We start from the raw sequence: 21,466 nt of genomic DNA, 5'->3' as shown, positions 1-21,466 counted from the left end.
TTCGCCACGTCCGTGATTATGCTGCGAGCAGTGTTCTACGTCACTGCGTCACTTCGCAAGAGACCGTTACCGAATCAGCCGGAATCGCGGCGAGGCAGCCTTGCACGGGTAATACGCCGGCGATGTATTGCCTATCCGTTACCATTGCGGACACGGGAGCGCGTGCGTCCTGGATTTTTTCATCAACCGACGTCTTTGCCTTGCCCACTTATACATTGCCCGCGGCGCTGACCGCTGAACTCGAAATTCGCAAGAGCCGTTTTATTGCGCATGCGATACCGGTCGCCGACCGCGGCGCCGCGATGGCCGAATTGCGTCGCCTGCGCGACGAGCATCCTGCCGCGACGCATGTGTGCTGGGCGTTGCTGGCGGGCGGCCAGTCGGGCATGTCCGACGATGGCGAGCCGTCCGGGACGGCAGGCAGGCCGATTCTCGAGGTATTGCGGCACCATGATCTGGACGGCGTGCTGGCGGCCGTCGTGAGGTATTACGGTGGGGTGAAGCTAGGCGCTGGCGGGTTAGTGCGAGCTTATACCGACGCTATCGCTTCGGCTTTGCTAGACGCACCGAGGGTGGAGCGGATTGCTCAGGTATTGCTGACCGTCGAGGTTGTGTATGCCGATGAGGCGAAGGTGCGGAGATGGATCGAGGCTCAAGGCTATGGGTTGGTGGAAAGTGTCTATGGGATGTTAGTGCGGATGACTGTACGGTTGCCCGTTAACGCTGTTGACGATGCCCGGCGGGAGTTGGTGGATATGACTCAGGGGAAAGCCGGGTTTTTTTGATTTTGTGCCTGTGCGGCGCTTTTGGTTGTTGCGCCTGCGGGGCCGTGCAGCCAAACAAAGCAAGGCACGTTGAAAATCTTCGACCTGTGCCACGCCAGGAAAATGCGCGAGAGCGCCTCACTGTTACCATGCTGTCCTGTACTGGGATGACACATGTCCGTATAGGTCCACGAAAGCGCCGAGGAGGCTTCGCGAACCCGGTCCGCGTGCGTTATCTCACCCTGTGACCGGCCGCCGTTTTCGAATATGCGTCAATTTAAAAGGCACTTCCTCTGAAATCGACCGCCGCTTTTTCCCGCACAGCGTCTGAGTCGCCGCACCAGAGCCTATCTCTGCTGCAACCGCTCGACTCCGTTCGTCCGCCCCTGAGAGCCAAGGTGCTCAAGGGCTGCGGCGCCGTCGCACTGCCGTTGATGTTGTCTGCATGTTCATGGTCGTGGTTCGGCCTGAATAGCCCGCCACGCGCGGTGGCGGTCCACCCAACAGGCTGGCTCAGCGTCGCCCCGGCCCGCGACTTCGCCTACATGCCGGCGAGCAGCGGGCGCGTATCACCGAATCGGATCGAAAACACGGCGATGACCGGCATCGTGCTAAAAAACGATATCAATGAAGCGGTGCGCAACAGTATCGTGAGCCGTTTGCAGATCGCCGGCTTTCACCTCAACGAAGGCACGAAGGTCCTGAGCGGCAGCATCGAGGATTTCACCGTGGACGACGCACGCTCGCCGGCGTTCTGGACACTGAAAATGCGTTACGTCGTCACCGATGCCACTACCCGGAAGGTTGTGTTTTCAACCACTAAAACGGTCCGGCAAAAGTCGCCCAAGTTCACCAGCAATACCATCGCTATCGAGGATACGGTCAAGCTGAGCGTCGATGCCTTGATCGGCGATCCGGGTTTCGTCAAATCGGTGAATTGAACCGACAGGCCAAATCGGTACGGCCCGGCATTTCGCTACAATAGGATAAACGTGCGCCGGGCGCCCGCCGCCTCGCACGTCCGATCGTCCCCTTTTCGTGCGAGCCGTCATGTCACTCACCGCCTGGCTGTTCTTTCTGCCTGCCTGCTTCGCGATCAATCTCGCGCCCGGCCCGAACAATCTGCTATCGATCAATGTCGCCGCGCGGCATGGTTTCATGACGGCATTCGTCGGCGGCACCGGCCGGCTCGTCGCGTTCGCGCTGATGCTGGTGCTGGCCGCAACCGGTCTCGCCGTCGTGCTGCACGCATCCGAATGGTTTTTTCTCGCAATCAAACTGGCCGGCGCCGCCTATCTGATCTGGCTGGCGATCCAGTTATGGCGCAGCGACGCCCCCGCCATCGATACGACGCTGCAGGACGATGCGTCGCTATGGCGGATCGCCCGGCAGGAGTGCCTGGTGGCCGCAGGCAATCCAAAGGCAATTCTGGTCTTCACCGCGTTTTTGCCGCAGTTCGTCGATATCGCCAAGCCGATGCTGCCGCAGTTCGCGGTGCTGGGTGCGAGCTTTCTGGTGCTCGAATGGGTGGCTATCGCGCTTTACTCCTGGGCTGGCATGCACCTCGGGAAATGGCTGGTTCGCGCGAAAGTTCGCCGCTGGTTCAACCGCTGCTGCGGGGCGTTTCTGGCAGCGATCGGGCTGAGCTTTCTGCTGGTACGACGCACATAGCACGTGCGAAAAGAAAAATATTCAGGTTACCAAACGATCTGTCCGGTAACACCCCGGCGAGGCTTGCATTGCGATGCAATGCAGCCGCTTCCTGAAATACGTCCGGTCATTCAGAGTCATTCGGCCACATCGGTGCATGCATAAACGATAGCTTATGCTCGACCCGAGAAACTTTAACTATCCGCAATCGATCTCCACCCCTATTCTCGAACAGTGACCCGCCGCCGCGGCAGGCGATGTGCGGCAACGGGCAAGCGACTTCTCATAGTCACAGGGGCGACATCATGAAGATTTGTATCTTCGGCGCGGGAGCGATTGGTGGTTTGATGGGCGTGCAACTGGCACGCGCGGGTGCGGACGTGAGTTTCGTCGCGCGTGGCGCGCATCTCGCGGCGATGCGCGAACACGGCGCACGCTTGCAGATGGACGGCGAGACTTTCAGCGCACCGGTGCGCTGCACGTCCGACCCGCGCGAACTCGGCGCGCAGGACTTCGTCATCGTCACGCTGAAGGCGCACTCGCTGCCCGGCGTGGTCGACGCCATGCAGCCGCTGCTCGGCAAGCACACGGCGATCGTCACGGGCGTCAACGGCATTCCCTACTGGTACTTCTATCAGCATGGCGGCAAGTTCGCCGGCACGCGTCTCGCCAGCATCGATCCGGACGGCAGCCAATGGACGAAACTCGGCCCCGAACGCGCGATCGGCTGTGTGCTCTATCCTGCCGCGGAAATCGTCGAGCCGGGCGTCATCAAACACGTGTACGGCAAGAAATTCCCGATCGGCGAGCCGAGCGGCGAGCGCACGCCGCGTATTCAGCAGTTGCACGAAATCATGCAGGCGGCGGGTTTCGATGCACCGATTCGCGACAATATCCGCGATGAAATCTGGCTCAAGCTGTGGGGCAACCTGTGCTTCAATCCGATCAGCGCATTGACGCACGCCACGCTCGACGTGCTCACCAGCGATCCCGGCACGCGCGCGGTATCACGCACGATGATGCTGGAAGCCAAACGCATCGCGGATCAATTCGGCGTGCACTTTCGCGTCGATGTGGAAAAACGGATCGACGGTGCGGGCGCGGTCGGTGCGCATAAAACCTCGACGCTGGTCGATCTGGAAAACAAACGTCCGATGGAAATCGATCCGTTGCTGACGGTGGTGCAGGAAATGGGCCGCCTCGTTGCCGAACCGACGCCGTCCATCGACGTCGTGCTCGCTCTGGTCAAGCTGCGCGAGCGGATGGCATTGCAGGGCGCTTGAGATTGATTGACCGCTTCTTTGCGACGATATGCAGGATACGCGGGACGAAAGGATCGAACGCCAAGGCGTTCGATCCTTTTTTAACGTCGCTATTGATCGATCGCGAGCCACACAGCCTTCGGCTCGGTGAAGTTTTCAATGGCGATGTCGCCGTGCTCGCGACCGAAACCCGAGTCGCCGGAGCCGCCCCACGGCAAGCGCACGTCGGTATAGCCGTAGGTGTTGATCCACACCGTCCCCGCCCGCAAGTCACGCGCGACGCGATGCACCCGGCCGATATCCGCGCTCCAGACACCCGCCGCGAGGCTGTACAGCGTGCCGTTGGCGATACGCACCGCGTCGGCTTCGTCATTAAAGCGGATCACGCTCGCCACCGGCCCGAAGATTTCCTCTTGCGAAATGCGCATTTCGTGCTCGACGTCGGCGAACACCGTCGGTTCGACGAAGAAGCCGCGCTCCCCTACCCGCGCGCCGCCGGTCACCAGCGACGCCCCTTCGGCCCGGCCGGTTTCGACATAACCGAGCACGGTCTTCATCTGCGCGGCCGAAATGAGCGGCCCCATCGAGGTCTCGCGTGCCGCCGGATCGCCGACCTTGATCGACTTCGCTCGCGCCGCCAGGCGCTCGACGACCTCGTCGTACACATCGCGATGCGCGAGAATGCGCGAACCCGCCGAACACACCTGGCCGGTGTTGAAGAAAATCCCCGACGCCGCCGCCCGCACCGCGTTGTCGAGATTCGCATCCGCAAAGATCAGATTGGCCGACTTGCCGCCGAGCTCCAGCGTGACGCGCTTGAAGTTGCCCGCCGCGCCTTGCAGAATGCCGCGTCCCACCGAAGGCGAGCCGGTGAACGTCACCTTGTCGACGCCCGGATGCGCGACCAGCGCATCGCCGACCACGCGCCCCTTGCCGGTAACGATATTCAGCACGCCCGGCGGCACACCCGCTTCCAGTGCGAGTTCGCCGATGCGCAGCGCGGTGAGCGGCGTGATCTCCGCGGGTTTGACGATCAGCGTGCAGCCGCACGCGAGCGCGGGCGCGATCTTCCACATGCCGATCATCAGCGGGAAATTCCACGGCACGATCGCGGCGACTACGCCGACCGGTTCGCGCAGCGTGTAGGTCAGCGCATCGGGCCGCACCGGCACCACCTGGCCGTTGATCTTGTCGCACCAGCCTGCGTAGTATTCGAGCGTATCGATCGCCGCCGGAATGTCCTGGCGCATCACCGCGGAGATCGGCTTGCCGGCGTCGAGGCTTTCGAGCGCGGCGAGCTCTTCCAGATTCGCGCGCATCAGGCCGGCCATACGGCCGAGAATGCGGCCGCGCTCGGCTGCTCGTAGCGCGTTCCACACTTTCAGTGCGGCGCGCGCCGCATGCACCGCGGTATCGACATCGGCAACGCTGCCTTGCGCGACCAGTGCGATCGGTTCTTCGGTGGCCGGGTTGATGTCGACGGAATATTCGCCGTTGCCGGGCGGCAAGCGCTTGCCGTCGATCAGCAGATCGTGGCGCCTGAGACCGGTTTCAGTTTCCATCATGACGCTCCTTGCGTGAGATGTAGCCTGGACCGACCGGCAGCGGACCCGCCGGGGCCAGAGCCGGGACCTAAGGCTCGTGCAGTACCGCGCCGCCAGGCGACGCGGCCGCCCATGCGAATTCGTGCGTAGCGGACGGCGCCGCGCCTGCGGCGTTCGAAGCCGTGCCGGCGGGGATGGCGAACTGCGCCCACGCCGCCGCGGCGTTAGGTCTGAGGGAGCGGTTGCGACGATGTACGAGCATCGTCGTCAGATTCATTTCGGGAAGCAGCGGCCGGCTCACCAGCGGCGCGCGAAGCGCGGGCCAATGTGCATCGATGGGTAGCACGCCGATGCCAAGGCCCAGTTCGATCATGCGCAGCACGGCCGCCACATGGCCGAATTCCTGCACCGGCCGCCGTTTCAGGCCATGCGCGCTGAGGGCCAGGTCGAGCGCGGCGCGCACGCCCGCGTCGGCGTTCAACGTCACGAGCCCCCACTCCTGCAACGCGCTCCACGCGACGCTCGCATGCCGCGCAAGCGGATGCGCATGCGGCATGACCACGTGCAGCGGCGTCGTGAAAACCACTTGCGCGTGCAACAGATCACCGTCCAAAGGTTCGGCCGCCGATACCACCCCGAAGTCGACTTCGCCTTGCTCGACACTTGCGAGCACGCCGCCTTGCGGTTGATCCCTGACGAAGACGATCAACTCAGGAAAAGCCGCCGTACAACGCGCGAGCCCTTCCGCCACCCAGCTCGACGACAATACCGGGTTGCTCGCCAGGACCACCACGCCGGTGTGTCCGTCGTACGCGGCGCGCTCTTCGCGCAGCGTCAGTTCGATTTCGTCGAGCAAGCGGCCAATGCGCCGCTCGAGGCTGGCGCCCGCATGAGTCAGTTCTACCTGGCGTGTGGTGCGGTCGAACAGTTTCAACTCGACGGCATCTTCGAGTTCGCGCACGCAGCGGCTCACCGCCGATTGCGTCAGATCGAACTCTCGGGCCGCGCGCGTGAAGCTCCGTTCGCGCGCGACGGCGACAAACACCTTGAGTTGCTGCAACGAAACGTTCATAACGTAGCTGCCGCGCGTGGGCGGCTCGCTCTATTCACCCGTCTGCTCCGGCCAGTGACCGAGCTGCGAGCTCGCGCTGCCCGCAACAGCCAGCACACCTTGAGGCTCGTTACGCGATTCGATCCAGCGCGAACGCATGGGCGCAAGAATGAACTTCGCCGAGATGCCCGCCGCAATCGTCACGACCGCTGAGACGATAAAGACTAGGTTCCAGCCGCCGGTGGCCGACAACACCGAAGCAATCGGCACCAGTAACGAAGCCGTGCCCTTCGCGGTGTACAAAGTGCCCGCATTGGCCGCCGCATATTTGCTGCCGAAGGTATCGGCGCAGATCGCGGGAAAGATCGAGAAGATTTCGCCCCAGAACAGGAAGATCAGCGCGGCGAAAGTCATGAACGCATACGGATTGGTGCCGTATTGCATCAGGCCGAGCAACGCGACGCCCTCGCCGATAAAGATCACGAACATGGTGTTTTCGCGGCCGAGCTTGTCGGAGATAAAGCCGCACAGCGGGCGCGTAAAACCGTTGCAGATATTGTCGATCGAGAGCGTCATCGTGAGCAGCGGCAAGGTCATGCCGAAGAGCGTCATCGGGATGCGCGCAAGCCCCCAGTCTTTCGCGATCGGTCCGATTTGCGCGGTCGCCATCAGGCCGCCCGCCGCCACTGCGACGAACGACACGTAGATTACCCAGAACACCGGCGTCCTGATCATCTGGCCCGGCGTGTAATCGACCTTGGTCACCGCGAATTTCTTCCTGGGCGCAGGAGCCTGGCGCAAATTCGGCTTCTTCAACAACAGCGCGAGCAGGAGAATGGATACGCCTTGCAGGATGCCGAAGAAGAAGAAAGTGTGCTCATAACCCGAGCGCGTAATCATGTTGGCGATTGGAATCACCGTCACTGCCGCGCCGGCGCCGAAGCCGGCGGCGGTCAAACCCGCAGCGAGACCTCGGCGATCGGGAAACCACTTCAATGCATTGCCGACGCAAGTGCCGTACACACCGCCCGCACCGATCCCCGCGATGACCGCCGACACATACAGCATCGGCAACGTCGTCGCATACGAATTGACGACCCATGCAAGGCCGGCACATACCGCGCCGCCGGCGACGACCGGACGCGGCCCGAACCTGTCGACCAGCCAGCCCTCGACCGGCACAAGCCACGTTTCGGTCAGGATGAAGATAGCGAAGGCGAGTTGAATCGATGCTTCGCCCCAGTGATGCCGCGCGTTCATCGGCGTGACGAATAACGTCCATGCGTATTGCAGATTGGCCACCAACGCCATGCACATCATGCCGATGACGAGTTGCCACCAACGGTTCGCCCAGAATACGCGGGCCTTGGTCTGCTGAGTGAAATCGTCCATGTGCCTTGTCTCCGCTATCTATTTAGTGCAGCGGGCCAAAACGCCGCGCTGTATGCAGATCATCTTATGGTTACGACCCGAAGAGCCTTGCAGTTCGGGAATATTTAATATTTGCGCCTTTAATTCCATTCTTTAAAAACTGACTAACTCAACTCATGCTTTTCTCAACCAGTTCTTTATTCAGATCAATGACGAATCGATACCATTTCCGCGACTGGCCGGCTCGCCAGCCGTTCCGGAAAACCAGGCGTTAACCCGGGCTCGACGCCGTCAATTCCGCTTTCTTATACAGACCCATGCTAGGGTCAATGCTGAATTACTAATAATTAAAGTTTGTTATTATGTTGATTCACGTTTGCTTATACATCGGCCATGACGATGCGCAATGCGACTCTGCGACAACTGAAGGTTTTCGAAACGGTGGCGCGCCACCTGAGCTTCTCGCGCGCGGCGGAAGAATTGCATCTGACGCAGCCCGCCGTCTCCACTCAGGTCCGGCAACTCGAGGAGCACGCGGGGCTGCCGCTGTTCGAACAACTGGGCAAGAAAATCTATCTCACCCCGGCCGGCACCGAGATGCTCCACTACAGCCGCGCGATCATCCAGCAGTTCCACGAAGTCGACGAAGCGATGGGGCAGCTCAAGGGCGTCTCCGGCGGCAAGTTGAACGTCGCGGTGATCAGCGCCGGCGACTACTTCTTTCCGCGCCTGCTGGCCGAATTCACGCGACGCTACTCGGGCGTGGTGCTGAATCTCTCGGTGCACAATCGCGAGGAACTGCTGCATCAACTCGCCACCAATCAGACGGATCTCGCAGTGATGGTGCGCCCGCCGCACGAAACCGACGCGACCAACGAACCGTTCGCGCCGCACCCTTACGTGATCGTGGCGGCGCCGACGCATCCGCTCGCGAACAAGCGCAACATCAAGATGAGCCAGTTGGCCAACGAGGCCTTTATCGTGCGCGAACGCGGCTCGGACACATGGAATTCGATGGAAGAAGGCTTCGCCGGCCGGCTCACCAATCTGAACATCGCAATGGAGATCAAGAGCACCGAAACGATCAAGCAGGCCGTGATCGCCGGCATGGGCATCGCCTTTCTGTCCGCGCATACCATCAGCCTCGAACTGCAGGTCGGCCATCTCGTCGTACTCGACGTCGAGGGTTTTCCGGTCATGCTCAATTGGTATGTCGTGCATCGGAAGAACAAGCGTCTGCCGCCCGTTGCGGTTGCCTTCAAACGCTTCCTGATGGAGGAAGGCGCGAACCTGATCGAGAAGATCACGCGTGTGAAGGAATTGAGCGTGTATAAGAAGTAAGCTATGAAAATCCAAAAAACGTTTCATGTTTGACGACGCGCCGCGCGATGAGTCGAGCGGTAGCGGGCGCAGGCGCGTTTATGCTCGCCTTTGTCACTACCACCGTCACTTCCGCGGCGCCAGCCGCGGCCATGCCGGTATGCCGCCGCGCGCACCATGCCGGGCGTCTTCTCGCGCAGCATCCACGCTTGCTCGTCGCCATCTTGCCATTCGATGTTCGCGAGCGGGTCCGGGCGCGCCGGTACGAGTCCGTGGCAACGCCCGGCAAATGCATAAGCGCGGACGCCATGTCCATTGGCATACTCACGGCTCACCATCAGATGCGCGCCTAACGCAGCAGCGAGCGCACTCGTCGCGAGCAGCGCAGCAAGTCCGAACGGCTGCGCCTGTTCGGTGACGAAGCCGTAGCCGAGCCATCCACACAGCAGCAGCGCCAGCAGATTGACGAGGCGGTGGCCCGGGTGCGCCGACGTGCTCGCATCCTTCGTGTCCAGCAAGCCGCGTAGTTTGCAAAAGGCGATCGCCGACGTCGCGAAGATCAACGCGCCGATGAATACCGTGCCATACAACTCGATACGCTCGACATTGGCCTGCGCTGCAGATGACAGCGCCGATTGCAGGTAGCGCGTAAAACCGCCAGCCATCGCCGCGAGCCCAACGCAACTGCCAAGCAGTGCAACAAAAATGGGCCGTCGCGTCATCCAATCGCGCCGCCGCACCAGCCAGGCGCCGAAACCGGCGCCCGCCACGGCAGCAGTCACCACGCCGCTGCTCGCGCCGAGGCCCGCCGCAAGCAGCCCGGCAAGCGCGGCAGCCAATAGACCGGCGTGCCAGTACGGCCGGCGCGCCGCGCGCCGCACAAGCGGCAGTTGCCCGACAGCGGTCAGCACAACCGCCAGGCCGGCTGCCAGCAGAAAGCCGACGCCCATCCACGCGATACTGTCAGACACTTGCGGCATACGTGCTCCTCCGTGTCGCGATGCAAAGGAACCAGACCGAACCAGATTCCGTTCAATTCAGACAGCGGTTGCGGCGGCCTCCGATGCAGCCGATACCGCCACCTCGCGCGCGGCAGTCAGCGTATTGCTGAGCGAGCCGATCCCGTCGACCGTGATCGTCACCGTCGAGCCATCCTTGATCGAGCCCACACCGACCGAGGTGCCGCATGCGATCACATCACCCGGCTCGAGCGTCAGGTCTTGCGATATCAGACTGACCTGCTCGGCCGGCGAAAACACCATATCGGCGAGCGGATAGTTCTGCCGTTCCACACCGTCGAGCATCGTCACGAGATGCGCTTTGCGCCAGTCGAAACCCGAGACGATCGAAGGTCCGATACAACAAAACGTATCGAAGCCCTTTGCGCGGCACCATTGCGGGAAGTGCGGATTTTCGTTCAACAGTTCGGCTGCGGTCACGTCGTTGACAAGCGTGTAGCCGAAGATCGATTCGGCGGCCTGTTCGACGCTCGCATCGCGGCAGCGCCGCCCGATCACGATTCCAAGTTCGCCTTCGTAGGCGATCTTGCCCGCATAGCTGAGCGGGCGCAGGATCGGTTCGCCCGAGCCGATCACCGAACCCGCCGGTTTCAGCAAAAACAGCGGATGCGCCGGCACCGGCTTGTCGAGCTTCGCCGCCAGCGCGTGAAAGTTATTCCAGAGCGCGACGACCTTACCCGGCGCGCAAGGCGCAAGCGGCGTCAGCGCGCGAGTCGACAGCACCGCACCGGTCGGCACCGGCTGATCGAGACTCGCGTACTCATGCAAATAGCCGCCTTCGACCCGGCCGAACACAACGCCGCCGTCGTTCGACATGAACCGCATCCATGTATCCATACATCGCTCCTTAAGCGCTTTGGCGTGATCTTCTTCGCGCTCGATTGCCGTGAGGGAAATCACGCCGTCATTTTGCGTGATGCATCAAATCAAATGCGTGGCCTGCGCGTGGCTATCCGGCGTATGCGCGATGCCGCGCTCTTTCAGCAGGAGGGAATCTTCGTATGCCATCTCCTGCTGCCTCCAATACGGATTCGAAAGGCGCCGCCCGGCTTCGCGCCAAGCTTTGCGGGTTAGCGGCGGGCCACGATGTTTCTGTGCGCCTAAATCGCGCCGGCCGTGCGCAATGCGCTGATCTGCTCGGGCGAATAGCCGAGTTCGGCCATCACCTCGTCAGTATGTTCGCCGAGCAGCGGCGAACGCTTGACTTCGGTTGGGCTATCCGACATTTTGATAGGATTGCCAACCGTCAGATACTTGCCGCGCAACGGATGATCCACTTCGACAATCGTGCCGGTTTTACGCAGCGACGGCTCGTCGGCGATTTCCTTCATCGACAGAATCGGTCCGCACGGAATGTCATACTTGTTTAGAATCTCCATGGCCTCGAACTTGGTCTTGGTCATGGTCCAGCGCTCGATCTCCGCGAAGATCTCCTTCAGATGCGGCAAGCGCGCGGCGGGTGTCGCATAGTCGGGATCGGTGGCCCACTCTTCCTTGCCGATCACGTTGCAGATTTTTGCCCACACCGGCGCCTGCGTGATGAAGTAGATATACGCGTTCGGGTCCGTTTCCCAGCCCTTGCACTTCAGAATCCAGCCCGGCTGACCACCGCCCGACGCGTTGCCCGCGCGCGGCACCGCTTCACCGAACGTCCCGTTCGGATATTGCGGATACTCCTTCATCGTGCCGGTGCGTTCGAGCCGCTGCTGGTCGCGCAGCTTCACGCGGCACAGGTTGAGCACGCCGTCCTGCATCGCGGCGAGCACGCGCTGGCCGCGTCCGGTGCTGGTACGCTGATATAACGCCGTGACGATGCCGAGCGCCAGATGCAATCCGGTGCCGCTGTCGCCGATCTGCGCGCCGCTCACCACCGGTGGGCCGTCGTCGAAACCAGTGGTCGAGGCCGCGCCGCCTACGCACTGCGCGACATTCTCGTAGACCTTGCAGTCCTCATAAGGCCCGGGGCCGAAGCCCTTCACCGACGCGACGATCATGCGCGGATTCAACGCCTGAATCCGCTCCCACGTGAAGCCCATCCGGTCCAGCGCGCCCGGCGCGAAGTTTTCCACCAGCACGTCGCATGTCTGGATCAGCGCTTCGAGAACCTGTTTGCCTTCCGGGTTCTTCGTATCGATAGTGACCGAGCGCTTGTTGTGATTGAGCATCGTGAAGTACAAGCTGTCCACTTCAGGGATATCGCGCAGTTGCTCGCGCGTGATGTCGCCCATTCCGGCCCGCTCCACCTTGATCACATCCGCTCCGAACCATGCGAGCAGTTGTGTGCAGGTCGGACCCGACTGCACATGCGTGAAATCGAGAATGCGCACACCGTCGAGTGCTTTTCCCATGTCGTTGCCTCCTCGTGGAATTTGATATATCACATACCATATTTCACGGGCCGTCAAGCACGGTTTACCCGCCCAGCCTGGCGAGGAGGCTCCGGCCCGGGCGGTTGAGCCAGCAAAAACAGAAAGGCCCGCGGTGGTTTCATCACCGCAGGCCTTTTATATCCGCAACGCCGAATCGAGCACCTGAGCAGGCGTCAATCCAGAAAATCGCAATTCGCTTCGACGAATGCCGCGAGATCGAGCGAATGCTGGCGCACGAGCCGCTCAGCCAGTTCGGTATCGCGCTGTTCCAGCGCCTCGATGATGCGCAGGTGATCAACGATCGAGCGCGACGCGCGGTCGCTCTGCGAAATGGTCATGCGGCGAATCGCCCGCACGTGGATAAAGATGTTCTTGATCGTGTCGAGAATGATCTGCGACTTCGACAACTCCACGATCGCCTGGTGAAACGCAATGTTGGCGTCCGAGTATTCGGCGATGTGCTCGGCCGGCGTGGCGTCGCGGAAATTGTCGAACATGTGGCGCAGACGGGCGATTTCCTCGTCCGTGGCGTGCAGCGTGGCAAGACGCGCCGCCATGCTTTCCAGCGCGGCCCACATCTGGATCATTTCGACGATTTCGCGCTTGCTCTTGCGCACGATATAGATACCGCGGCGCGGCACCATGCGTAAAAAGCCTTCCTGTTCGAGCAGCGTCATCGCCTCGCGTACCGGCGTGCGGCTCACGCCGAGCGACTCGCTCAGCACGCGTTCGTCGAGGCGAATCTCTTCGTGTGTCTGGTAGATGTCCGCGTCGGCAATCGCCTGGCGGAGCATGGCGTACGCCTGATCGCGCAAGCTCGCGCTTGCGCCGATCGGCTGCAATGACAACGTCAACGGTGTGGCCACTGCTTCAGTTTGAAGTTCTGACGACATTCATCGCCTCTTGTTGAACATGCGCACGATACGGCGCCGCCGATGCAAACGCACGTTGTTCGCCGAGACCGACGAACCGGCCATGTTGCGCTGCAAGCTGCGCAACCGGCTGCGGAATCCAGCGGGTCAGCAGAACGGTGGCGGCAGAGCCCAGACCAACAAACGCAACGGCAAGCAGCAGGAGAGGAACAAGTTCCATTTGTAACTCCGAATGATTGAGTAAGTAGATACCCCAATCATATGCTGCAACGCCGCACAAATCAATATTTCGTATTCAATATATCAGCAGCTGTTGTTTTAGGATTGCACACTCACGGTAGCACGGTCGGGCCGCTCACGGTTCACTGCATATCCAGATCAGCGGAAGCTTGGTGTAAACGCGCAAAACGCGCGCTATTCGCGCAGACGCGATCGCTGATCGCGCAATTCGCATCGAATGCGGATTGTCGGATCAGCGGCACGTCATTAACCTTCGGACATCCTGCAACGGGTCGGTAGAATCCGGCGCTCAGCATCAGCCGCGCCGCCCCAGACAAACAGCCAAAGCGTTCCGAAGGAGACACCGTCATGATTACCGCCATCCCGACAGCCGCATTGGTCGACAATCGCACGGCGCGCAGCCGGGCCCGCAAAGCGGCGCTCGGCAGCTTTGTCGGCGCGGTCGTCGACTGGTACGACTTTCTTCTGTACGGCATTGTCGCCGCGCTCGTCTTCAATGCTGAGTTCTTCCCGAAGGTCAGTCCGGCGATGGGCACGCTCGCCGCGTTCGCCACCTTTGGCGTCGGTTTCCTGTTCCGCCCGCTCGGCGGCTTCGTGTTCGGCCATTACGGCGACCGGCTCGGCCGCAAGCGCATGCTGGTGCTGACCGTGATGATGATGGGCCTGTCCACCGCGGCGATCGGTCTGCTGCCGGCTTTCTCCAGCATCGGCTGGTGGGCGCCGGTGCTGCTCGTGACGTTGCGTGCGATCCAGGGCTTCGCAGTGGGCGGCGAATGGGGCGGCGCGGCGTTGATGGCCGTCGAAAGCGCGCCGGAGAAGAAAAAGGCGTTCTACAGCAGCGGTGTGCAGGTCGGCTACGGCGTGGGCCTCGTGCTCTCGACCGGACTGGTCACGATCATCAGCCGTTCGATGGACAACGCGTTGTTCCTGAGCTGGGGCTGGCGTCTGCCGTTTCTGTTCAGCGTCGTGCTGGTGCTGATCGCGCTGTGGATCCGCTCGAGCATGGAGGAGTCGCAGGAGTTCGTCGAGAAAGTCGGCGCGCACGGAGAACGCAGCGTGCGGCTGCCGATCGTCGAAGCGTTGCTGCAGCATCCGAAGGCGTTCCTGCTGATCATTGCGCTGCGTCTTGCCGAGCTGTTTACGATGTATATCGTGACCGCATTCGCCCTGAACTACTCGACGGCGAATCTGCACATGCCGCGCGAGTTCTTTCTGTCGATCGGCCTGCTGGTCGGCGCGGTGAGCTGCGTGACGATTCCCTGTTTTGCGTGGCTCGCGGACCGCTTCGGCCGGCGGCGCGTGTATATCGTCGGCGCGCTGATCGGCATGTTCAGCGCGGTGCCGTTCTTCCTCGCGCTGGACGCGCGTTCGACGGTGTGGATCGTGATCTTCGCCGTGATGCTCGCCAATGTCGCGCACGACATGGTGGTCAGCGTGCAGCAACCGATGTTCACCGAACTGTTCGGCACCGAGTATCGCTACAGCGGCGCGGGTGTCGGTTATCAGGTGGCAAGCGTGGTCGGCGGCGGCTTCACGCCGTTTATCGCGGTGGCGCTGGTCAGCTTTGCCGGTGGCTCGTGGCATCCGGTGGCGGCTTATCTGGCGATCGGTTGCCTGGTCTCGGTACTGGTGGCGGCAAAGATGAAGACCGGACGCACGGTCGTCTGATCCGGGCCTCGGCTGTTGCAGCGGGCCGGCGTGGCGAGGTTGCCACTGCCGGCCCGCTTTGTTTCCGGCGCCGGATTTCTTGTAGTCGAGCCCTTTTCTTTTACCTGTCTCTCCTTCTTACCGGTTCCGGTCTTCCATTTGCGCGCCGTTCGGCAGTCGCCCCATCGTGAATTAGCGCTGCGTTGTCTCAAACCGAATGACGGTTGCATGTCACGCAGGTTATTCATTATGCATTTACATCTCATATTGCAAAGCCGGATTGCGCGCCCTATCGTTCGTCCGGATAAGCGCCGACCACAAATATGTACGCGCCATATGAAATTAATAAACATATTTTGGGCCGCGTCGACACACGTAACTTTTACACCACGACGCCTCAAGCATTTGTTTTAGGCGCCGATAACAAAGTATTCGCCCGCGGAGACCGACCATGAGCAGCATCACTGAGCCAAGCGGCAATCAAGGCTCTGCCCCATTCTTTTCCAAACAGGCCACCGTCGCGCAACCGGGGTTTTCGCGCTGGATGGTTCCGCCCGCGGCGCTCGCCGTCCACCTCTGTATCGGCCAGGCGTACGCCTTTTCCGTGTTCAACGGTCCGCTGACCAAAGTCATCGGCATCACGCAATCCACCGCGAACGACTGGTCGCTGACTTCGCTTGGCTGGATCTTTTCGCTGGCGATCGTGTTTCTCGGTTTGTCGGCGGCGTTTGCCGGCAAGTGGCTTGAACACGTCGGTCCGCGCCGCACGATGTTCACCGCTGCATGCTGCTTCGGCGGCGGCTTTCTGGTGTCCGCGCTCGGCGCGCATCTGCATCAGATCGCGTTGCTGTATCTCGGCTACGGCGTGATCGGCGGCATCGGACTCGGCCTCGGCTATGTCTCGCCGGTGTCGACGCTGATCCGCTGGTTCCCGGACCGCCGCGGCATGGCGACCGGCATGGCGATCATGGGCTTCGGCGGCGGCGCGATGATCGCCGCGCCGCTCTCCGTGGCGCTGATGAACCACTTCCGCAGCGAAACCAGCGGCGGCGTAGCCGAGACCTTCGTCGTGCTCGGCATCGCGTACTTCATCTCGATGTCGATCGGCGCACTGGCGATCCGCGTGCCGCCCGCCGACTGGAAACCGGCCGGCTGGACGCCGCCCGCGACCAATCAGAAGAAGATGATTTCGCGCAACCACGTGCATATCGACCAGGCGCTGAAGACGCCGCAGTTCTATCTGATCTGGCTGGTGCTGTTCCTGAACGTGACGGCCGGCATCGGCATTCTCGGCCAGGCGTCGGTGATGATTCAGGAGAGTTTCAAGGACACCGTGACGGCAGCCGCGGCAGCCGGTTTCGTCGGCTTGCTGTCGTTGTTCAACATGGGCGGCCGTTTTGTGTGGGCGTCGGCTTCTGACTGGATCGGCCGCAAGAACACCTACTTTATCTTCTTCGCGCTCGGCGCAGTGTTGTACTACCTCGTGCCGGGCTTCGCCGCTTCGGGCCAGATCGCGCTGTTCGTGCTCGCTTACTGCGTGATCCTGTCGATGTACGGCGGCGGCTTCTCGACGGTGCCCGCGTATCTCGCGGACATGTTCGGCACAGCGTTTGTCGGCGGCATTCACGGCCGGCTGTTGACCGCATGGGCCGCGGCGGGCGTGGCAGGTCCGGTGCTGGTGAATTACATCCGCGCGTATCAAGTGGCGCACGGCGTTGCAAAAGCAGATGCCTACACGATGACGATTCACATCATGGTCGTGCTGCTGGTGATCGGTTTCGTCTGCAATCTGCTGGTCCAGCGTGTGGCCGACAAGCACCACATGACCGATGCACAACTCGCTAAAGGCGCCTAAGGAGACTCGTATGTCGACCACTCAAGCCGTTCATCCGGCCAACAAGGTCAAACTCGCCGTCTTCTGGCTGTATGTGACGATGCCGCTGGCATGGGGCGTGGTGAATACCCTCTCGCAAGCGATGAAACTGTTCAGGTAAGTGTTTGAACATCGCCGCGCGAGCCCGGCGCGGCTACCGCCTGGATCTTCTCGAACAGCACATCCTGCGCGCCTTCCCACAGCACCTTGGTGCCGAGTTCACGCAGCTTCTCCTTACCTTCGACAATGGTCAGGAAGTGATTGCCCGCGAGCTGCCCCAGCTTGCTCGCAAAGCAGCACGAGCCATACGCGAGGATGATCTCCGTTTCGCTATAGCCGCCCGGGTAGAACAGGATGTCGCCGACCGACGGGTGGCTCGTGTGATTCTCGAAGCCGACCGCCGCGCCGTCGTTTTCCAGCTTGAAGTCGCCGAGCGGCACCCAGCAACCCTCACCGCTCCAGCGCACGTGGATGATCTGCTGGCGGTACGGCAGCAGTTTCAGGAAGGCCGCCACGGTTTGCGGCGCGTCCGGATGGGTTTCGGCGGTAAACACATGGCCGCATGAAGTGATTCGAAGTTGGGTCATCGCTGGGTATCCGGTGTAACGGGTTGAATGGAGTGGTCGGTCAGACGCCGGCGGGGCCAAGCCGTTGGCGCGATATTCTGTCGGCCGGTGCGCGCCTTCGACAGATACACTTGCCGCGCATCCGGTCAGGCCAGTTGAAAAAAGAACGGGTAAGCAGCATCGAGGCCAGCAGGTGCCAACTCTCCCCTCGCGTCCTCCCCGAAAGTTCGTAGTTTGCAAGCCACGCAATGCGCAGCACACTTCGAAAAGTGTGTGATTGCCGCCATGGCGGCTCATCGGGCTTTCCACTCGATGATCCCCTCGGCCCCTGGCGATACGTTCCGCGCCTTGGCTTGCGACATCTTCCCGCGCCGCACAATGCTTACGCCGAGGAGCATCCAGGCCACGTCAGCAGCAGCGGTGTTGCTGGCTGGCGGTCGCGGGTTCTCATCCAGCCCTGCCCGCCGCGCAAACCGTAGATCTCAGCCGCGCAACCGGTAAGCAAGCGGCGTCACACCGTAGCCACGCTTGAACTGCACGGAGAAATGACTGGCATTCTCGAAACCCACCGCTATCGCAATGTGCAGCACTGTCTGATCGGTAGCGCGCAGCAGCCTCGCTGCTTCCTCGAGCCGCAAGCGCGTGACGAATTGATGTGGCGTTTCGCCAGTCTCGCGGCGGAACACGCGCGCAAAGTGAAAACTGCTGAGTCCGGCATGCGCGGCCAGTTCGCTGATCGCCAGATGTGCGGCAAGCGCGTGGGCCAGCGCGTCGACGTAAAGACGCGAGTCGGCCGGTTCGCTGGCAGCTCGATGCAATGCATCGAGCATCACCGCGATCAGCGGATCGTGAAGCTGCATGGCGTCGCCCAGCGACAACTCGCGTGAACCGCCCAATTCCATCTGGTCGGCCACGCTGTCGATCAGGCTGCGTTGTCAGCTTTGGAATTCTTGCCATCGCGTCTCCTGGAATATGCCGCACGCAAAAGAGAACCCTACGGGTCCTGCGCCGTTCACAAGCTGTCAGCGCAAGATCTCAAAAATGATAGCAAGGAACCGGCTACCGTAATATTTGGAAATAGTTAATCATCCTGGTTGTCGTCCATCACGCGTTTCGAACGCCGGAGCTACCGTTTCATGGAACACGAATGCGATACGCTGCCGCACTGGCTGACCGGTTCGCCGCAAGGCGAAGCCGGCCAGGCGTCGGCAACTTACAACTCAGCGGTTACCGCACAATCGGCTTACCCGGCCGACGCGCGGCGACCGGAGAACTCAGCCCACGCGGCTGAAGCAACCAGGGCGCCAGCCCGCACGGCATCGTCAGGCATGGTGCCGGCCGGCTTTCTCACGCTCTTCACCGAGGAGGAAATTGGCACGCCCTCGCCTGCCGCGCGGCGGGCCATGCCCATCATCAGTCCATTGGTGCGTTTTGGCAGTGCGCGGGACCGCATCGAATTCGTCCGGCAGCGCATCAAACAGCTCGGCTTCGACTCGTTCAGCTATTCGGCCACGCGCACCACCGCGCATCACAAGACGATGTTCGTGCTGACCAGCTACGAGTCGCAGACGTGGCTCACGCGTTATTTCCGCGAGCGTTATTTCGAACTCGATCCGCGCGTCGCGCTCGCGTCGCCGACCGGCCTGCCTTTTTTGTGGAACACGGTCGACATGCGCGCCGACCTGCCGCGTGCGCAAATGCGCAGCGAGCGGCTGTGCGGGCTGATCGACTTGCTGGAGGCGACCGGCCGCAAAAGCGGGATTCTCACGCAGATGCCGCTACCCGAGCCGGAACTGAGCGCGAGCCTGTGCTTCAACTCGGCGATCGCCAACCCGCGCTGGATGACCGAATCGATCGTGGCCGAAACGCTAATGTTCGCGCACACGATCCACGAATTCATCTGGACGCATGCGAAAAGCGTGATCGGCATTGCGCCCGCGCAGCAGCAGCGCGTCACGCTGAGCGACTTGCAGCATGCGGTGCTGAAGGCGGTCGTGCAAGGACAGCGCGACAAGGAAATCGCCTACTTCCTCGGGCTGTCGCCGCACAACGTCGACTACCATCTGCGCCGGCTGCGGCAATTGTTCAACGTGCGCAATCGCGTGCAGTTGATCAATGTCGCGCAGGGATATGTGTCGTGATGGCCGAGTGCGCATCGAGTGCCGACCGGCGGCGCCGGTCAGCACGCAATGCGCACGGCAGGCCATCAGGACTTGAGACGATAGCCCGTCTTGAAGATCCACGCGACGATCGCCAGAAACACCGCGAGAAATACCGCGGTCATGCCAAGGCTCACGCCGACATTCACATCGGCGATACCGTAGAAGCTCCAGCGAAAGCCGCTGACCAGATAGACGATCGGATTGAACAGCGTCACGACCTTCCAGAACGGCGGCAACATGTTAACTGCATAGAAACTGCCGCCGAGAAACGTCAGCGGCGTGATGATCAGCAGCGGCACGAGTTGCAGCTTCTCGAAGCTATCGGCCCAGATGCCGATGATGAACCCGAACAGACTGAAGGTCACCGCGGTCAGCACGAGAAACAGGATCATCCAGAACGGGTGCTGCACTTGCAACGGCACGAATAGTCCTGCGGTCGCGAGAATGATCAGGCCAAGCAGAATCGACTTTGTCGCTGCGGCACCCACGTAGCTCACGACGATCTCCAGATACGAAACCGGCGCCGACAGCAACTCATAGATCGTCCCGGTGAAGCGCGGAAAGTAAATCCCGAACGATGCGTTCGAAATGCTTTGCGACAGCAGCGAGAGCATGATCAATCCCGGCACGATGAACGCGCCGTAACTGATCCCGTCCACTTCCTTGATACGCGAACCGATTGCGGCCCCGAACACGACGAAGTAAAGCGAAGTAGAAATCACCGGCGCGATGATGCTTTGCATCAACGTGCGCCACGTGCGCGCCATTTCGAACTTGTAGATCGCGCGAATTGCGTAAAGATTCATTGATCACCTCGGAGCAGACTGACAAAGATGTCTTCGAGCGAACTTTGCGTGGTATGCAGGTCCTTGAAACGGATGCCGGCATCGTCGAGCGCTTTGAGCAACGCGATGATGTCGGTGCGGCCGCCGTCGCCTTCATACGTGTAAATCAGTTCGTTGCCGCCCTTCGCGACATCCAGGCCATATCCGCTCAGTGTCGGCGGTACCAGCTCCAACGGACTATCCAGCTGCAACGTCAACTGCTTCTTGCCGAGCTTGCGCATCAGCTCCGTTTTCTCTTCGACCAGCATGATCTCGCCCGCGTTGATCACGCCGATGCGGTCGGCCATTTCCTCGGCTTCATCGATATAGTGGGTGGTGAGGATGATCGTCACGCCGCTCGCGGCGAGCGAGCGCACCAGCTTCCACATATCGCGCCGCAATTCGACATCGACACCGGCGGTGGGTTCGTCGAGAAACAGCACGCGCGGCTCGTGCGAGAGCGCCTTCGCAATCAGCACGCGCCGCTTCATGCCGCCCGACAACGTAATGATCTTGCTATTGCGCTTTTCCCACAGCGACAAATCGCGCAATACCTTTTCAACGTAAGCGGGATTTTTCGGCTTGCCGAACAATCCGCGGCTGAACGAGACGGTCGCCCAGACGGTTTCGAACGAGTCGGTGGTAAGTTCCTGCGGCACCAGACCGATCATCGAACGCGCGCCACGGTAGTCGGCCGCGATATCGCGGCCGTCCACCGTCACGCTGCCTTCGCTCGCCTTGACGATACCGCAGATGATGCTGATCAGCGTGGTTTTGCCCGCGCCGTTCGGGCCGAGCAAAGCGAAGATTTCTCCGCGGCGAATCGCCAGATTGATGTTTTTGAGTGCGTGAAAACCCGTGGCATAGGTTTTTGAAAGATTCGTAACCGAGACGATTGGCTGCATGGATTCGACGATGGCAGACACCGGTAT

21 protein-coding genes and 1 pseudogene are annotated in these 21,466 nt (G+C 61.3%); 9 read left to right on the top strand and 13 right to left on the bottom strand.

Going from position 1 to position 21,466, the window contains the following annotated elements:
* Positions 1-122 precede the first annotated feature (122 nt).
* From SB772_RS19205 to SB772_RS19190, 4 genes are all read left to right on the top strand, one after another.
* The gene (locus tag SB772_RS19205; protein WP_410834794.1) at positions 123-785 is read left to right on the top strand and encodes an IMPACT family protein; all 663 of its coding nucleotides are present in this window, start codon (positions 123-125) and stop codon (positions 783-785) included.
* A 377-nt stretch (positions 786-1,162) separates the two neighbouring features.
* On the top strand, positions 1,163-1,705 hold the full coding sequence (locus SB772_RS19200; protein WP_410834793.1) for a hypothetical protein: 543 nt from the start codon (positions 1,163-1,165) through the stop codon (positions 1,703-1,705).
* Positions 1,706-1,814: 109 nt separating this feature from the next.
* Positions 1,815-2,435, top strand: coding sequence for a LysE family translocator (locus SB772_RS19195; protein WP_410834792.1), 621 nt, complete (start codon positions 1,815-1,817; stop codon positions 2,433-2,435).
* 284 nt (positions 2,436-2,719) lie between these two features.
* Positions 2,720-3,697, top strand: a complete 978-nt coding sequence (locus SB772_RS19190; protein ID WP_410834791.1) for a 2-dehydropantoate 2-reductase — start codon at positions 2,720-2,722, stop codon at positions 3,695-3,697.
* Positions 3,698-3,786: 89 nt separating this feature from the next.
* On the opposite strand, the gene SB772_RS19185 is transcribed toward SB772_RS19190, so the two are convergent.
* The 3 genes from SB772_RS19185 to oxlT all read right to left on the bottom strand — a co-directional run bounded on the left by SB772_RS19185 (position 3,787) and on the right by oxlT (position 7,663).
* Positions 3,787-5,238: an aldehyde dehydrogenase family protein gene (locus SB772_RS19185; RefSeq protein WP_410834859.1), complete on the bottom strand. Its 1,452-nt coding sequence runs from the start codon at positions 5,236-5,238 to the stop codon at positions 3,787-3,789.
* Between the two features lie 70 nt (positions 5,239-5,308).
* On the bottom strand, positions 5,309-6,292 hold the full coding sequence (locus SB772_RS19180) for a LysR family transcriptional regulator (RefSeq protein ID WP_410834790.1): 984 nt from the start codon (positions 6,290-6,292) through the stop codon (positions 5,309-5,311).
* Between the two features lie 30 nt (positions 6,293-6,322).
* Complete coding sequence (oxlT, locus tag SB772_RS19175; RefSeq protein WP_410834789.1) at positions 6,323-7,663, bottom strand: oxalate/formate MFS antiporter; 1,341 nt, start codon at positions 7,661-7,663, stop codon at positions 6,323-6,325.
* A gap of 372 nt (positions 7,664-8,035) precedes the next feature.
* Here oxlT and SB772_RS19170 point away from each other — a divergent pair, with 372 nt between their 5' ends.
* The gene (locus SB772_RS19170; RefSeq protein WP_410834788.1) at positions 8,036-8,983 is read left to right on the top strand and encodes a LysR family transcriptional regulator; all 948 of its coding nucleotides are present in this window, start codon (positions 8,036-8,038) and stop codon (positions 8,981-8,983) included.
* A 23-nt stretch (positions 8,984-9,006) separates the two neighbouring features.
* Here SB772_RS19170 and SB772_RS19165 read toward each other — a convergent pair whose 3' ends face one another.
* The 6 genes from SB772_RS19165 to SB772_RS19140 all read right to left on the bottom strand — a co-directional run bounded on the left by SB772_RS19165 (position 9,007) and on the right by SB772_RS19140 (position 13,812).
* A complete protein-coding gene (locus tag SB772_RS19165; RefSeq protein ID WP_410834787.1) occupies positions 9,007-9,942 on the bottom strand; it encodes an NAD(P)(+) transhydrogenase (Re/Si-specific) subunit beta in 936 nt (311 codons plus the stop codon).
* Between the two features lie 57 nt (positions 9,943-9,999).
* Entirely contained in the window at positions 10,000-10,818 is an 819-nt protein-coding gene (locus SB772_RS19160; protein WP_410834786.1) for a fumarylacetoacetate hydrolase family protein, read from the bottom strand.
* Positions 10,819-11,081: 263 nt separating this feature from the next.
* Positions 11,082-12,329, bottom strand: a complete 1,248-nt coding sequence (gene frc, locus SB772_RS19155) for a formyl-CoA transferase (protein ID WP_410834785.1) — start codon at positions 12,327-12,329, stop codon at positions 11,082-11,084.
* Between the two features lie 194 nt (positions 12,330-12,523).
* Positions 12,524-13,243 (bottom strand): GntR family transcriptional regulator, encoded by a 720-nt coding sequence (locus SB772_RS19150; RefSeq protein WP_410834784.1) that lies wholly within the window; start codon positions 13,241-13,243, stop codon positions 12,524-12,526.
* Positions 13,221-13,442 (bottom strand): hypothetical protein, encoded by a 222-nt coding sequence (locus SB772_RS19145; RefSeq protein ID WP_410834858.1) that lies wholly within the window; start codon positions 13,440-13,442, stop codon positions 13,221-13,223. The genes SB772_RS19150 and SB772_RS19145 overlap by 23 nt, the downstream gene beginning before the upstream one ends.
* A 142-nt stretch (positions 13,443-13,584) precedes the next feature.
* Positions 13,585-13,812, bottom strand: coding sequence for a hypothetical protein (locus SB772_RS19140; protein WP_410834783.1), 228 nt, complete (start codon positions 13,810-13,812; stop codon positions 13,585-13,587).
* Between SB772_RS19140 and shiA the strand changes: the two genes are divergently transcribed.
* From shiA to SB772_RS19125, 3 genes are all read left to right on the top strand, one after another.
* Complete coding sequence (shiA, locus tag SB772_RS19135; RefSeq protein ID WP_410834782.1) at positions 13,811-15,130, top strand: shikimate transporter; 1,320 nt, start codon at positions 13,811-13,813, stop codon at positions 15,128-15,130. The genes SB772_RS19140 and shiA overlap by 2 nt on opposite strands.
* 430 nt (positions 15,131-15,560) lie before the next feature.
* On the top strand, positions 15,561-16,964 hold the full coding sequence (locus tag SB772_RS19130; RefSeq protein WP_410834781.1) for an OFA family MFS transporter: 1,404 nt from the start codon (positions 15,561-15,563) through the stop codon (positions 16,962-16,964).
* Between the two features lie 10 nt (positions 16,965-16,974).
* Complete coding sequence (locus SB772_RS19125; protein WP_410834780.1) at positions 16,975-17,103, top strand: oxalate:formate antiporter; 129 nt, start codon at positions 16,975-16,977, stop codon at positions 17,101-17,103.
* Here SB772_RS19125 and SB772_RS19120 read toward each other — a convergent pair.
* Positions 17,096-17,569, bottom strand: a complete 474-nt coding sequence (locus SB772_RS19120) for a DUF3830 family protein (protein ID WP_410834779.1) — start codon at positions 17,567-17,569, stop codon at positions 17,096-17,098. The genes SB772_RS19125 and SB772_RS19120 overlap by 8 nt on opposite strands.
* 461 nt (positions 17,570-18,030) lie before the next feature.
* Positions 18,031-18,483: pseudogene (locus tag SB772_RS19115) on the bottom strand (helix-turn-helix transcriptional regulator); the annotation flags it as partial.
* Positions 18,484-18,684: 201 nt separating this feature from the next.
* Between SB772_RS19115 and SB772_RS19110 the strand changes: the two are divergent.
* On the top strand, positions 18,685-19,689 hold the full coding sequence (locus SB772_RS19110) for an autoinducer binding domain-containing protein (RefSeq protein ID WP_410834778.1): 1,005 nt from the start codon (positions 18,685-18,687) through the stop codon (positions 19,687-19,689).
* A 65-nt stretch (positions 19,690-19,754) separates the two neighbouring features.
* Here the strand turns inward: SB772_RS19110 and SB772_RS19105 are convergent, their stop codons facing one another.
* Positions 19,755-20,516: an ABC transporter permease gene (locus tag SB772_RS19105; RefSeq protein ID WP_341316213.1), complete on the bottom strand. Its 762-nt coding sequence runs from the start codon at positions 20,514-20,516 to the stop codon at positions 19,755-19,757.
* Positions 20,513-21,439, bottom strand: coding sequence for an ABC transporter ATP-binding protein (locus SB772_RS19100; protein WP_410834777.1), 927 nt, complete (start codon positions 21,437-21,439; stop codon positions 20,513-20,515). The genes SB772_RS19105 and SB772_RS19100 overlap by 4 nt, the downstream gene beginning before the upstream one ends.
* Positions 21,440-21,466: the final 27 nt, after the last annotated feature.

The organism is Paraburkholderia sp. SIMBA_030 (assembly GCF_046535245.1).
Lineage (GTDB): Bacteria > Pseudomonadota > Gammaproteobacteria > Burkholderiales > Burkholderiaceae > Paraburkholderia.
This window is presented reverse-complemented; position numbering and strand designations above follow the sequence as displayed.

Coding starts and splice junctions, on each gene's coding strand:
- SB772_RS19205 (WP_410834794.1), top strand. CDS start 123: ATGTATTGCCTATCCGTTACCATTGCGGACACGGGAGCGCGTGCGTCC.
- SB772_RS19195 (WP_410834792.1), top strand. CDS start 1,815: ATGTCACTCACCGCCTGGCTGTTCTTTCTGCCTGCCTGCTTCGCGATC.
- SB772_RS19190 (WP_410834791.1), top strand. CDS start 2,720: ATGAAGATTTGTATCTTCGGCGCGGGAGCGATTGGTGGTTTGATGGGC.
- SB772_RS19185 (WP_410834859.1), bottom strand. CDS start 5,238: ATGGAAACTGAAACCGGTCTCAGGCGCCACGATCTGCTGATCGACGGC.
- SB772_RS19180 (WP_410834790.1), bottom strand. CDS start 6,292: ATGAACGTTTCGTTGCAGCAACTCAAGGTGTTTGTCGCCGTCGCGCGC.
- oxlT (WP_410834789.1), bottom strand. CDS start 7,663: ATGGACGATTTCACTCAGCAGACCAAGGCCCGCGTATTCTGGGCGAAC.
- SB772_RS19170 (WP_410834788.1), top strand. CDS start 8,036: ATGACGATGCGCAATGCGACTCTGCGACAACTGAAGGTTTTCGAAACG.
- SB772_RS19165 (WP_410834787.1), bottom strand. CDS start 9,942: ATGCCGCAAGTGTCTGACAGTATCGCGTGGATGGGCGTCGGCTTTCTG.
- SB772_RS19160 (WP_410834786.1), bottom strand. CDS start 10,818: ATGGATACATGGATGCGGTTCATGTCGAACGACGGCGGCGTTGTGTTC.
- frc (WP_410834785.1), bottom strand. CDS start 12,329: ATGGGAAAAGCACTCGACGGTGTGCGCATTCTCGATTTCACGCATGTG.
- SB772_RS19150 (WP_410834784.1), bottom strand. CDS start 13,243: ATGTCGTCAGAACTTCAAACTGAAGCAGTGGCCACACCGTTGACGTTG.
- SB772_RS19145 (WP_410834858.1), bottom strand. CDS start 13,442: ATGGAACTTGTTCCTCTCCTGCTGCTTGCCGTTGCGTTTGTTGGTCTG.
- shiA (WP_410834782.1), top strand. CDS start 13,811: ATGATTACCGCCATCCCGACAGCCGCATTGGTCGACAATCGCACGGCG.
- SB772_RS19140 (WP_410834783.1), bottom strand. CDS start 13,812: ATGACGGTGTCTCCTTCGGAACGCTTTGGCTGTTTGTCTGGGGCGGCG.
- SB772_RS19130 (WP_410834781.1), top strand. CDS start 15,561: ATGAGCAGCATCACTGAGCCAAGCGGCAATCAAGGCTCTGCCCCATTC.
- SB772_RS19125 (WP_410834780.1), top strand. CDS start 16,975: ATGTCGACCACTCAAGCCGTTCATCCGGCCAACAAGGTCAAACTCGCC.
- SB772_RS19120 (WP_410834779.1), bottom strand. CDS start 17,569: ATGACCCAACTTCGAATCACTTCATGCGGCCATGTGTTTACCGCCGAA.
- SB772_RS19110 (WP_410834778.1), top strand. CDS start 18,685: ATGGAACACGAATGCGATACGCTGCCGCACTGGCTGACCGGTTCGCCG.
- SB772_RS19105 (WP_341316213.1), bottom strand. CDS start 20,516: ATGAATCTTTACGCAATTCGCGCGATCTACAAGTTCGAAATGGCGCGC.
- SB772_RS19100 (WP_410834777.1), bottom strand. CDS start 21,439: ATGCAGCCAATCGTCTCGGTTACGAATCTTTCAAAAACCTATGCCACG.